A 13,184-nucleotide genomic window follows, 5' to 3' on the forward strand; every position below is an offset into this window, starting at 1 on the left:
CAGAACTAAAATAGTAAAAATGAAGAGCGATCGCCGTGATGATGCGATCGCTCTTCATTTTATCTCTATCACCTGTCACCTATCACCTGCTATATATGATGATGTATGGCGATCGTCATCTGCTTTTTTCCCATCCCGTCGCCAAAAAAAGCCCCCATTGTGGCACTCTGAGAGACAGGATTGTTTAGTCTGAATATTTTTAGCTACAAAAATTTACTGAATGAGTTATGCAAACTCTGCCTACACCTACAAGCTCAAACACCACATCTAGTCAACCCACCTTTGATACTACAATCAAACGGCGTAAAACTCGGCCAGTCAAAGTAGGCAATGTCACCATCGGCGGCGGACACCCTGTGGTGGTGCAGTCAATGATTAACGAAGACACTCTGGATATTGATGGTTCTGTCGCCGCAATTCGTCGCTTGCACGAAGTCGGCTGCGAAATCGTTCGTGTCACAGTGCCTAGCCTCGCTCACGCTGTAGCATTGGCAGAAATTAAGCAAAAAATCATTACAACTTACCAAGATGTACCCATTGTGGCTGATGTACATCATAATGGTATGAAAATTGCTTTAGAAGTTGCCAAACACATCGAGAAAGTACGGATTAACCCTGGATTGTATGTGTTTGAAAAACCAAACGCCAACCGTACCGAATATACTCAATCCGAATTTGAGGAAATTGGCGATAAAATCCGCGAAACTCTAGAACCTCTAGTAGTTTCCTTGCGCGACCAAGGCAAAGCGATGCGGATTGGGGTAAATCATGGTTCCCTAGCGGAAAGAATGCTATTTACCTACGGTGATACTCCAGAAGGAATGGTGGAATCGGCTTTAGAATTCATTCGCATTTGTGAATCATTAGATTTCCGCAACTTAGTGGTTTCCATGAAAGCCTCTCGCGTTCCCGTGATGGTAGCCGCCTATCGTCTGTTAGCCAAGCGGATGGACGAATTAGGTATGGACTATCCTTTACATTTGGGTGTCACAGAAGCAGGTGATGGTGAATACGGCAGAATCAAGTCTACGGCTGGTATTGCCACCTTACTAGCAGATGGCATTGGTGACACCATCCGCGTCTCCCTCACAGAAGCACCAGAAAACGAAATCCCTGTCTGCTATAGCATTTTGCAAGCTTTGGGACTGCGGAAAACAATGGTGGAATATGTCGCTTGTCCTTCCTGTGGACGCACCTTATTTAACTTAGAAGAAGTACTACATAAAGTCCGGGAAGCCACCAAACACTTAACAGGGTTAGATATCGCCGTGATGGGTTGTATTGTCAACGGCCCTGGCGAAATGGCAGATGCTGACTATGGTTATGTGGGCAAAACTCCTGGTTACATTTCTTTATATCGCGGGCGTGAGGAAATTAAAAAAGTTCCAGAAGACCAAGGTGTAGAAGAGTTAATCAATTTGATTAAAGCCGATGGACGTTGGGTAGATCCATAAGAAGTGTGAAGTATGAAGTATGAAGTTATGTAAAATTGTTTGGGGCTGCTTGTCTGTAAGAAGCGAAACCCATCACTACCAGGAACCATCAAAGCTCAATTTCATACTTCATCCTTCATACTTCAGACTTTATACTTCCCAAGTTCGCCGGATTGTCAAGTATTTTCATGAAATTAGAAATACATACCCGGTCTTTGCAGAATACCTGTGTTAGATTGGGCATACTGACTATTATTTTCCCTCTGACACAGCTGTCATTATGGTGATTACAAAAAGTAGGCTTGTTTTGGGTGCTACGGCAGTAACACTCTCCACAATTGCTGTTACTAGCTTGGGCATTCACTCGCGTGGTCAGGCTTTATTTAAAGCAAGTCCCAAGGAAACAGTAGATGAAGTTTGGCAAATTGTTAACCGCCAATACGTAGATGGCACTTTTAACCAAGTAGATTGGCAGGCTGTTCGTAAGGAGTACCTGAACAAGTCCTACAGTAATCAGCAAGAAGCCTATAAATCCATCCGGGAAATGCTGAAGAAACTTGGTGATCCTTACACTAGGTTTATGGACCCGGAAGAGTTCAAAAATATGCAGGTTGATACCTCTGGAGAACTCACAGGTATCGGGATTACTATCAGTCAGGATGAAAAAACCAAGCAATTGGTTGTGATTGCGCCCATTGAAGATACACCGGCATTTAAGGCGGGAATCTTAGCCAAAGATATCATCCTCAAAATTAATGATAAAAGCACTAAGGGTATGGATACAAACCAAGCTGTATCCTTAATCCGTGGCGAACCAAATACTAAAGTTACACTTACAATTCAGCGTAACGGTGCTATCAAGCAGTTCAACATCACACGCGCCAGAATTGAAATTCATCCAGTACGTTATTCGCAAAAAAAATCACCAGCAGGGAATATCGGTTACATCCGCCTGAACCAATTCAGTGCTAATGCTGGTAAAGAAATGCAAAACGCCATCAAAGATTTAGAGTCTAAGAAAGTTGCTGGCTATGTTCTCGATTTGCGTGGCAACCCTGGTGGCTTGTTATTCTCTAGTGTAGAAATTGCTCGGATGTGGCTAGATAAAGGCACAATTGTTTCTACCATTGACCGCCAAGGCGAGCAAGAGCGAGAAGTTGCCAATGGCCGCGCTCTCACCAATAAACCATTAGTAGTGTTGGTAGATAAGGGTTCTGCTAGTGCTAGTGAAATTTTATCGGGAGCTTTAAAGGACAATAAACGGGCTGTTTTGGTAGGTACTCAAACCTTTGGTAAAGGATTGGTACAGTCGGTGCGTCCCCTAGATGATGGCTCTGGATTGGCGGTGACAATTGCCAAATATCACACTCCTAGCGGTAAAGATATTAATAAGCACGGGATTGACCCCGATGTGAAAGTGGATTTGACAGATGCTCAACGGCAAGATTTATGGCTGCATGAGCGTGACAAACTAGCAACTATGGCTGATCCGCAATATGCTAAAGGCGTGGAAATTTTGGGTAAACAAATTGCTGCCAAAGGTATAACTAGGGCGGAGAAAAATAATTAGAGGGTTTTAAACATGGGATGATTTCTGACTCGTGCCAAGACGCAAAAAATCAACCTTTAAGCTTGGCTAAAATCGCAATTCATCCCGCATACTCAGCACTCAGCACTATTATTGGGGTTGGCATTTACCAGCCCTGATTAGCCCGATCCGCCGCGCGATCGCTTCTTCTTGGGAAGTAAATGTTCCCCACTTTTCTATAATCTCTGGATCATCGTCTCTAACTAAATTGCTGGGGACGATTTCGCAGTTTTGAGCTTTGCGCTTGACAATATACCAAAGTTGTGTGTTTTCCATTATTAGTTATTAATAATTTTTTCTACTGCCACATCAACATCGGGAAATGCTAGTGGCTGAATTGTACCAGTAGTTAATGTTTGTTTTGAGGTGTATTCTCCATTGAGAATTTCTCGAAATATAATGAGATTTTGCTTTTTTAAATTCACAACCCAATATTCTAAAATACCTGCTTGGGCGTAGATTTTAGTTTTTATCTCTAAATCTTTTTCTAAACTAGAGTTAGCATACTCAATCAACCAAAAAATATTTTCTGGATATGGATGATGGTGTTTATATTGCCGCCCCAAACGTTGGACAATGGCAATATCTGGTTCTGGTTCAGAGTTGTTGGGTAAGGTAATTGGTTTAGCTTCACGAATTGAGGCTCGTTCACCCAGTAACTTTGCTAGATATTCACCCGCTTCATCACTAGAATAAGCATGAGGTTCGCTTTCTGGTGAAATTTCGATAATTTCTCCTTGCAAAAGTTCAACTTGGCGATCGCTTAAAATGCCAGCCTCAATCATGCGATGATATTCGTCAATCGTCCATTTAGCTAAAATCACACTCATGACGATTGATTCCTCCCATGTCAATCATGATGTTATCTTAGCAAGAGGGTGAGAAAAGGGATTAGGGGCTAGAAAAGGTGTAGGTTGGGTGGAGGAACGGAACCCAACATTCTCAAGACTTAGGGACTAGAGAAGTTAGTAGCCATTAAATATATTGATATTTCCTATTGGATCATTCTTAAGATAGCAATCCTAAATGATTAACAAACTTCTCTCCCTTGTCTCCTGTGTCTACCTTGTCTCTTTTGTTAATTTCTCAAATATGACTGTTATATTTCTGCATAACTCATGAATACCGTAGTTACATCAGAAAAAATTCATCTTCCTGCTGGCGCTGTCCTGAAACTTTTGGGAAACTGGCAAGACTATCAAAGAATGGTATCAGTGTTAGGCGATCGCTCCATCCCTCGGATTAAATATCGACCAGGGGAGATTTTATTGATGTCACCGCTACCAGAAGATGGAAAAGATGTAAGTTTGGTGGCTGATGTTGCTAAGGTTTTTCTTGATCATTTAAACCTTAGATATGACTCATTTACACCCATCACCATGAGTTTGCCAGAGGTTAGCGGTATTGAGCCTGATTTTTGCTTTTATATTGAAAATTGGCCATCAGCAGTCGGTAAAAGCCGGATTGATTGGCAAAATGATCCGCCGCCAGATTTAGCCATTGAAATAGATGTTACTAGTTATACCGATATTAATGATTATTTAGTATATAAAGTGCCGGAAGTCTGGCTGCTGATAAATAAACAGTTGTTAATTTATAGGTTACAAGGGGAAGATTATACACTGAGTGAAAGCAGTTATTTTCCTAACATTCCAGAAATTGTACAGCAATGTTTCCGAATTGCGCGGGAAGACACGACAAGCGAAGCAATTAGATGGTTGCGGAACTTTCTTGTATCCACACAAAAATGATTCACAAAGGTAGATAATTTTTTATAGATACTTTTGAGATGCAACCACCGATGAACGCCGATGAACGCCGATATGAAAATACAGAAGATTTTAAGATTTTGGATATTCAAAATTTGGATGTAAATTATGGCGGGATTCAAGCACTGAAAAAGATTAATTTAACTATTAATAAAGGTGAGGTCGTTACTTTAATTGGTGCGAATGGTGCTGGTAAAACTACTACACTCAGAGCTATATCCAAAATAGTTAATCCTGTGCGTGGCGAAATTATTTATAGTGGACGCAATATTACCCGCCGTCAACCTCATGAAGTTGTGAAATTGGGGATTGCCCATTGTCCAGAAGGGCGGAGAGTTTTGGCAAAGCAAACTGTTTTTGATAATTTATTATTAGGTGCTTATATCCGTTCTAATCAAGCAGAAATTAAAGCTGATATTCAACGTCAATTTGAGTTATTTCCGCGATTGCTACAACGCCGCAATCAGTTAGCCGGAACTCTCAGTGGTGGTGAACAACAAATGTTGGCGATCGCAAGGGCTTTAATGAGTAGACCACAATTGTTATTGTTAGATGAGCCAAGCTTGGGTTTAGCACCAGCAATTGTCAAAGAAATCTTCGCAATTATTGAAAATTTAAGGGCGACAGGTGTAACTATTTTATTAGTTGAGCAGAACGCAAATTTAGCCTTACAAATTGCTGACCGGGGATATGTACTCGAAGCTGGTTCTATCACTTTAACAGGTGCAGCATCAGAATTAATTAGTGATGAGCGAGTGAAAAAAGCTTATTTGGGATAATAATTAATTTTTGATGATGATAGGTCAGTACCGAGGAATTAGAGATAGGTTGATGCCGAATTATTTTAAATTGTGACTGTAAAGATACTACCCCTAGATTGATTATTTTCAATGGTAATTGTGCCGCAATGTGCCTCGACTGCCATTTTACAAAAAGCTAATCCTAAGCCAATTTGCGACACATCAGGCATCCTGGTTCCTACTTCATATTTCTCAAAAATAATTTTGCGTAAATCTTCAGAAACCCCTTTGCCAGAATCAATCACTTGTAATTTCGCCCCACCTGTTGGTAAATATTCTGCACGCAAGGTAACTTGTGAGTTGGATGGGGAAAACTTAATGGCATTTGTGAATAAATTATCTAAAACGCGGCGGAACATTAAAGCATCGATTTCAATTGTGTCACCGGGGTTTGGTAATTCACTAATTAAGGTGATTTTCTTTTGAGCGGCGATCGCTTCCACATCTGATAATGCTGATTTACACAAAGAATGTAAATCTACTTGACTGTAATTGAGAACCATTTTGCCTGATTCTAGCTTCGCCATCAACAACAAGCTATCAATTAAAGATTGGAGTTGTTGTCCAGCCAGTAAAATTTGCTCGACTTTGCCTTGTTGCTGTTTTTGAGATAAGCCAGGGAATTTCAGCATTTCAGCCCCTAAAATAATACTGGCCAGGGGATTTCGCAAATCATGGACAATCATGTTTACCATGTCTTCGCGCAGTTTGAGTAATAATTGCAGGCTGTCATACTGCTGCTTAATTCGCAACATGGAATGAACTCTGGCACGTAATTCTACCCGGTTGACGGGTTTACTAATAAAGTCATCTGCACCCGTAGCCAGACATCGAGCTAAATCTTCCTTTGCCGTTAATGCTGTCACCATAATAATCGGGACTGCTTGCCACTTGGGTTGGGACTTGATGCGTTTGCAGACTTCCATCCCATCCATATCGGGCATCATCACATCCAACAAAATCAAATCAGGCTGAAAATTATCAAGACGACTTAGGGCTTGTTGACCATCAGGAGAATAGTGTAACTGGTAGTTTTCACCATCCAGCAAAGTTTCAACAACATCAAAGTTATCCGGTTCATCATCAATAACTAAAATAGTGGGTTGAGTCTTCATCGAAAAGTTTTACGATCTTCCTAAAAGTGTTTGAATGGTGGCTACCAGTTGTTTAAGTTTTACGGGTTTGGTTAAATATTCGTTAGCACCAGCAGCTAAACAAGTTTCGCGATCGCCCGGCATAGCTAAAGCTGTCAGGGCAATCATCGGGATATTCATAAACTGCTGATCACCACGGATGCGACGCATAGCCTCTAAGCCATCCATTCCCGGCATTTGAATATCCATCACAATTAAGTCTGGGCGATGAATTGTCACCAAATCAATAGCTTGTTGTCCATTGTGGGCAAATATCAAATCATAGCCTCGACTTGCCAGATAACCAGACATCGTATCAATATTTGCTGGATTATCTTCTACTAACAAAATCACTGGATTAGCTAAAGTTGCCGCAGGTGCTAAATTGAGATTCTGCTCTGCCGCAGCCGAAGAATTTCGCAGCTTGCCAATAGTAGACTGGAGTTGCTCACGGGTAATCGGTTTCACTAAATATTCAAATGCGCCCTGAGCTAGTCCTTTAAGACGCTCATCAACGACAGAAAAGATAATCACAGGAATATTTTGAGTTTGGGGATGAGTCTTGAGTTGATGAAGCACATCCCAACCCGATAGGTTAGGTAGTTGCAAATCCAAAATGACTAAGGCAGGTTGAACCCGTAGCACTTCTTCTACGGCTCCTTCCCCTTGAGGATAGGTAATGGGTTGGATTCCCATTTCCTGGAAGTAGCGAGTAATTTGATCTGCTGCTGCGACAGAATCTTCGATAATCAAAACCTGAGCATTTTCCACAGGCCAGCTATGGCTGGGTAAGGGAGCAGTAATGATTGGTGTTGTAACTATATGCTCACTGCTATGACTGGGAACGCGGACAGTAAAACAACTTCCTTCGCCAACTTTACTGCTAACTGAGACTGTTCCCCCATGCAGATTGACAATGCGCTGTACCAGTGCCAAACCTAAACCGGTGCCATTGTAGTGGCGGTTCAGGCTACTGTCAAGCTGAACGAAGGGCTGAAACAATTTACCGATTTCTTCTGGGGCAATGCCAATACCCGTATCAATCACATGAAAGTACAGATGGGCATTATTGGTGGCTGAAGTGATTTCTGTTGTTTCCTGCCGGACTTCGATGGTGACAGAACCTCCTTCTGGGGTGAATTTGACAGCGTTGCTTAGTAGGTTGATCAGTACTTGACGTAGACGGCGCTCATCTACTTGGATACTGTCGATGTTGCCATCAATACAAGTATTGAGGCGGATATTCTTTTTTAACGCCATTTGTTTGACAAAGGTGAGACTTGCATCACACAAACTTCTGACAGAAACATCACTTAATTGCAATTCCAGCTTGCCAGACTCAATTTTTGATAAGTCGAGGATGTCATTGATGAGTTCAAGTAAATGTCTACCACTGCGTTCAATGGTGGCGATCGCTTTGACTTGGCGTTCATTCAGTAAGCCAAACACACTTTCTTGCAAACCCTCTGACATCCCCAAAATCGCATTCAGTGGTGTCCGCAATTCATGGCTCATGTTTGCTAAAAATTCGTCTTTGAGTCGAGTGGCGCGAGCCAGTTCGATGTTTGTGTTCAGCAGTTGCTTATTGGTTTGTCGGAGTTCTTCTTCGGCTTGTTTGCGATCGCTAATATCAAATAAAGTGGCGCGGTTATATAAATAATTACCATCAGCATCTTTCACCGCCGTAGCGTTAATCAATACTGGCAAGATTGTGCCATCTTTACACACCATTTCATACTCTAAGTCTTTAGCCCAGCCCTGCTGTTTGAAGCGAGGATAGTTCTCCTCAAAGGCCAAGCGACTATCGGCGGTGAAAAAGTTGACTAATGGTTGACCAATCATTTCTGCACGACTGTAGCCCAACCATTGCAATTCTGTTTCGTTGACTTTAATAAACCGACCTTCTTGATCTAGGGAATGATAGCCACAAGGAGCATTATTATATAAATCTTCAACTTCATGGGCATATTTCGCCAGGGCTTCTTGGGCTTGTTTGCGATCGCTAATGTCAGTTATCCGCACTATATTCATAGTACGTCCGGCGACAGTAATTGGTTTGGCGGCAGTGTTTCCCCAAAAAATATTGCCTTTTAAGGTTACATATTCAATTTCGCGGCTCCAGACTCCTTGACACTCCATTTCTGCCATAATTGCCTGGGTTTCCTGGGCAGTGAATGGTTGGCGCTGGAGTGCCTGACCATTAATATTAATTAATTCAGTTTTGTTTGCTGCTTCAAATAGTTCTACAGCCCGACGATTACAATCTAAGGTGAGTAGAGTAGACCAATCAACTAAGAAAATTGCATCGGCTGATTCGTTAAAAATTGCTTCCCGCAAATCTCGGTTGCGAATCAGTTCTTGTTCTGCTTGTTTGTGATCGGTGATGTCAAAGTTTACGCCAATCACTCGTACAGGTTCACCTTGCGCGTCACGCTTGAGAATACCATAGCCTTTGAGGAAGCGAATTGCTCCACTGGGTTGAATGATCCGAAACTCAACATCATATTCTTGCTTACCGTCAATCGCTTGCTGGATACTTGCCAACATATAATCCCAATCTTCTGGGTACAAGAAGTTCAACCAAGCATCATAAGTACCACTAAACTCCCCTGGACTCAACCCATACAGTTCATACATTTGGTCATCCCAAATTTGTTTTGCTTCGGCAAAATCATATTCCCAAATCCCAAATTTCCCTGATTGCAGTGCTAAAGTCAGTCTTTCTGAGAGGTGATGCAGTTGTTCTTCGGTTTGTTTGCGACTGGTAATATCTGTGAGTGTGCCGATATAACCAATTACTTCTCCATTGGCGTTAGTCTCGGCTAACACATAGCAGTGAAACCACTTCACACTACCATCGGGAAGCAGATGTCTACCTTCGTTGTCAAACAGTTCGTTTGGTGCTAAATCTGCCGCAAACCATTTCTGGAGAATGCGATCGCTATCTTCTGGGTGTATAGCATCTAACCAACCAGTTCCTAATCCGGCTGATGTGGGTCTACCTGTCATTTCACTCCAGCGATCATTAATGTAGACACAATTCCCTGCGGCATCAAGTCGAAAAATAGCCACAGGGGCGGCTTTAGCTAGGGTAGCATAACGGTGTTCACTATCTTGCAGGGCTTCTTCTGCCTGACGGCGATCGCTAATATCTGTTAATGTGCCGATGTAGCCACTAACACAGCCGTTACTATCAATTTCGGGTACTCCCTGGACATAAAACCAGCTAATACTACCATCTGGGCGCAGATGTCTACCTTCACTTTCATAGTATTCTCGGAAGTCAACAGTTTCCTGATCAAATGTAAGTTCCCATTCTTGCTTTAAGCGATCGCGGTCTTCTGGGTGAATTGCTGCTAACCACCCCAGACCTAATGCAGACTGTGTTGGTCTACCAGTCATTTCGCTCCAGCGATCGTTGACATAAATACATTGACCAGCAGCATCCATGCGGAAAATCCCCACAGGCGCAGCTTCTGTTAAATGGGCATAACGACTTTCGCTTTCTTTGAGTGCTTCTTCTGCTTGTTTGCGTTCAGTGATGTCGGTAAAAGTGCCAATGTAACTAATAATATTGCCGAAAGGATTACTTTCTGCGAGGAGTTGCAAGTAAAACCAAGTGATACTGCCATCTGGATGTAAATATCTACCTTCTTGGCGAATTTGCCAAAGTCCCTGGGATAACTGCATCCACAAACAATCGCGGTCTTCGGGATGTAAACTTTCTAACCAACCCAGTGCTATCGCCTCTGATGTTGGTCTACCTGTGAGCTTGCTCCAGTAATCATTCACGTAAAGACATTGACCAGTGGTATCCAGCCGGAAAATTGCCACTGGCGCGGCTTCTGTTAAAGTTTCATAACGACGTTGGCTTTCTTTGAGGGCGGCTTCAATTTGTTTCTGCTCGGTAATGTCTTTGGCAATTCCTAAAAATCCGATGTTATTACCTTCTATATCGAGCAAGGTTTTTACTGACAAAAATACAGGGAAGCGAGTCCCATCTTTGCGAATGTAAGTCCATTCATTTTCATAGGTATTGCCATTTTGAGTGACAGTCATAAAAAATTCTGTCCCTGGGGCAATTTCTCTCCCTATTTTTGCAGAAAGCTCTACTGCTCGTTGTTGGAGTTCTTCTGGATCATGAAACACAGTCGGCTTGATTTGATTGATCACTTCATCTGCTGTGTAGCCCAACATTGTTTGAGCAGCTTTGTTAAAGGTTTGGATACCATTGCAGTTATTGAAAATAATTGCATAGTCGCTGCCATCTAAAATGGCTTGTTGCAAGCGATTGACGGCAATTAATTGAGCTTCGATTTGTTTACGTTGGGTAATGTCAACATGACAACCAATCATTCTTAGGGGATTACCTTCTTGATCCCAGGCAATGACGCGCCCAGAACAAATGACCCACACAGTAGAACCATCTTTATGTTGATATCGTAACTCACTGTGATAAGGGATTTTGCCATGACTTTGAACATGCTGCTGGAACATTTCTAGGGAACTGGCTAAATCTTCTGGAAAAATCAGCCTTTGCCATGTTTCTGGCGTGTTGGGCAATTCATGATCTGCGTAGCCAAACATTTGCTTGAAGGTGGGGCTGAGGTACTCTTGATTGTTGGGAATATCCCAGTCCCAATAACCGGCTAGACTAACTTCGAGAATTTGTTCTAGGAGATTTAATTCCATTCGCAGCATTTCTGATTGCTGCCGTTCTGCTTCTGAGTGTTTGCGTTCAGTAATGTCTGTCAACACGCCTAGCATTCTGAGCAGTTGTCCAGTCTTGTTATAGATTCCCCTACCCTTCACGGATACCCAGTGAATGCTCCTATCTTGCCAAATCACGCGGTATTCCACAGCATAATCGTTTTGGGTGGCGATCGCCTGTCTCAATTTCTGTTCCACCCATTGCCGATCTTCTGGATGTACATAACTCAACCATTCTTCTAAAGTCAATAGTAAATCATTGATACTATTGATAACTCCGTGAATAGCGTTTTGGCTGGCAACGATTTGATTAGTAATGGGATTCCACTCCCAATAGCCAATCCCCGTAAAATTTAAGGTTAGCTTGAGTTTCTCTTCACTGGCTTTTAAGGCTGATTCGGCACGTCTTCGTTCTGCTAGTTCTGTTTTTAATTGTTCATAAGCACTGGCTTGTTGAATGGCGATCGCAATTTGCACCCCTAATTGATCTAACAAGTCCAACTCTACCGCTTGCCAGTGGCGAAAATTGCTGCATTGTTGAGCAATTAATAATCCCCATAATTGCTCTTTGACTAAAATTGGGACTACGAGATAAGCTTTGACTTCAAATTGTTCTAAAAGATGTAAATGACATTTGGTTAAGCCGGCTTGATAAATATTATCGACGGCTCTTTTTGTGCCTTGGTGATAATCACGCCCTCCACCCTGTTGAAAGCAGGTATCTTGAATTTGCCTTCCTAAAGCGATTGTCCAGCCAGGTAGCACTGACTCGGCTACAATATTGCCACTCATATCCGACTCAAATTGATAAACCAGTACTCGGTCTGCCTGTAAAAATTGCCGTACTTCTGTGGCTGTGGTACTGAGAATTTCTGAGAGTTGGAGAGATTGGCGAATGCGTAAAGCGATCGTGGCAATCAGTTGTTGTTGTTCCTGAATTTGTTCTAACTTGCGAGTCAGATGTATTCGTTCTACTGCATGATGAATGGCATTGTGTAAGGCTTTGGGCGTGAAATGATTTTTCACCAAGTAATCTTGAGCGCCATATTTCATCGCGTTAACGGCGATCATTTCATCGCCAGCCCCTGTGAGCATAATCACAGCAGATTGCCGATTCTGAAGCTTTTGTCTCAACTGTTGCAAAAACTCTAGTCCATCTTCATCTGGCAATAAATAATCCAGCAAAATTACATCTGGTGTTTGTTGCTCACACCAGAGCATCGCTTGTGTTGCCGTCTCAAATTCTAAAATTTCATAAGACTGCAATCTGTCGTGCTGTAAATACTGACGATAGACATAACGATCTACAGCAGAATCATCAATTAAGAAGATAGTTAGGGCAGAGCGATCGCTCATAAGTCAAAGATACCGACGCGATAGAATTATAGGTCTTGACTAATCCAGTCCACTCTCAACAGGGAAGTAGAACAGTTGCAATACCTCTCTTATGTTTATACTTCCCAAAAAACCTCATCTTCATAATAAACTTTTGTATCCCCATCCTCATTCCGTGCTATTCACCAATCAGTTTCGCAAACATACTTAAGAACCCACGTACAGTTTTCCGTAGATAGGACTCATATCATGTCCGGTAAAAGACTGAGCATCAAAACCGCAGGGAGAAGGGGGGTGGGAGGTCTGACAGGTGTAGGTTTTTTACAAGGGTGTGAGTATTCATTCTCAGAGTCGGAAAATAAAAGAAGAAAAGCAAGTGAAAAAGAGGCTCAAATGCTAAAAAATGAGTACCTCAA

The 13,184-nt window shown here is 42.2% G+C and carries 9 protein-coding genes; 5 read left to right on the forward strand and 4 right to left on the reverse strand.

All coding sequences use genetic code 11. From position 1 onward, the window contains the following. The first annotated feature begins 19 nt into the window (after nucleotides 1-19). The 3 genes from H6G79_RS30505 to ctpC all read left to right on the forward strand — a co-directional run bounded on the left by H6G79_RS30505 (nucleotide 20) and on the right by ctpC (nucleotide 3,003). The gene (locus H6G79_RS30505) at nucleotides 20-193 is read left to right on the forward strand and encodes a hypothetical protein (protein ID WP_190594061.1); all 174 of its coding nucleotides are present in this window, start codon (nucleotides 20-22) and stop codon (nucleotides 191-193) included. 34 nt (nucleotides 194-227) lie between these two features. Beyond that, nucleotides 228-1,454: a (E)-4-hydroxy-3-methylbut-2-enyl-diphosphate synthase gene (gene ispG, locus H6G79_RS30510; protein WP_190594062.1), complete on the forward strand. Its 1,227-nt coding sequence runs from the start codon at nucleotides 228-230 to the stop codon at nucleotides 1,452-1,454. A gap of 259 nt (nucleotides 1,455-1,713) precedes the next feature. Further along, nucleotides 1,714-3,003: a carboxyl-terminal processing protease CtpC gene (gene ctpC / locus H6G79_RS30515; protein ID WP_190594063.1), complete on the forward strand. Its 1,290-nt coding sequence runs from the start codon at nucleotides 1,714-1,716 to the stop codon at nucleotides 3,001-3,003. A gap of 108 nt (nucleotides 3,004-3,111) precedes the next feature. Here the strand turns inward: ctpC and H6G79_RS30520 are convergent, their stop codons facing one another. Both H6G79_RS30520 and H6G79_RS30525 read right to left on the reverse strand, forming a co-directional pair. Beyond that, nucleotides 3,112-3,297 carry a DDE transposase family protein gene (locus H6G79_RS30520; protein WP_190594065.1) on the reverse strand — a complete coding sequence of 62 codons (186 nt, stop codon included), beginning with the start codon at nucleotides 3,295-3,297 and terminating at the stop codon, nucleotides 3,112-3,114. 2 nt (nucleotides 3,298-3,299) lie between these two features. Further along, a complete protein-coding gene (locus H6G79_RS30525) occupies nucleotides 3,300-3,851 on the reverse strand; it encodes a Uma2 family endonuclease (RefSeq protein WP_190594067.1) in 552 nt (183 codons plus the stop codon). 288 nt (nucleotides 3,852-4,139) lie between these two features. On the opposite strand from H6G79_RS30525, the gene H6G79_RS30530 reads away from it, so the two are divergent. Continuing rightward, complete coding sequence (locus H6G79_RS30530) at nucleotides 4,140-4,772, forward strand: Uma2 family endonuclease (protein ID WP_190594069.1); 633 nt, start codon at nucleotides 4,140-4,142, stop codon at nucleotides 4,770-4,772. A 50-nt stretch (nucleotides 4,773-4,822) separates the two neighbouring features. After that, on the forward strand, nucleotides 4,823-5,569 hold the full coding sequence (locus tag H6G79_RS30535; protein ID WP_190594077.1) for an ABC transporter ATP-binding protein: 747 nt from the start codon (nucleotides 4,823-4,825) through the stop codon (nucleotides 5,567-5,569). 65 nt (nucleotides 5,570-5,634) lie between these two features. Here the strand turns inward: H6G79_RS30535 and H6G79_RS30540 are convergent, their stop codons facing one another. After that, nucleotides 5,635-6,705 (reverse strand): response regulator, encoded by a 1,071-nt coding sequence (locus H6G79_RS30540; protein ID WP_190594071.1) that lies wholly within the window; start codon nucleotides 6,703-6,705, stop codon nucleotides 5,635-5,637. A gap of 9 nt (nucleotides 6,706-6,714) precedes the next feature. Further along, the gene (locus tag H6G79_RS30545; RefSeq protein WP_190594073.1) at nucleotides 6,715-12,789 is read right to left on the reverse strand and encodes a PAS domain S-box protein; all 6,075 of its coding nucleotides are present in this window, start codon (nucleotides 12,787-12,789) and stop codon (nucleotides 6,715-6,717) included. Nucleotides 12,790-13,184: the final 395 nt, after the last annotated feature.

This window comes from Anabaena sp. FACHB-83 (genome assembly GCF_014697485.1).
Classification (GTDB): Bacteria; Cyanobacteriota; Cyanobacteriia; order Cyanobacteriales; family Nostocaceae; genus Nostoc_B.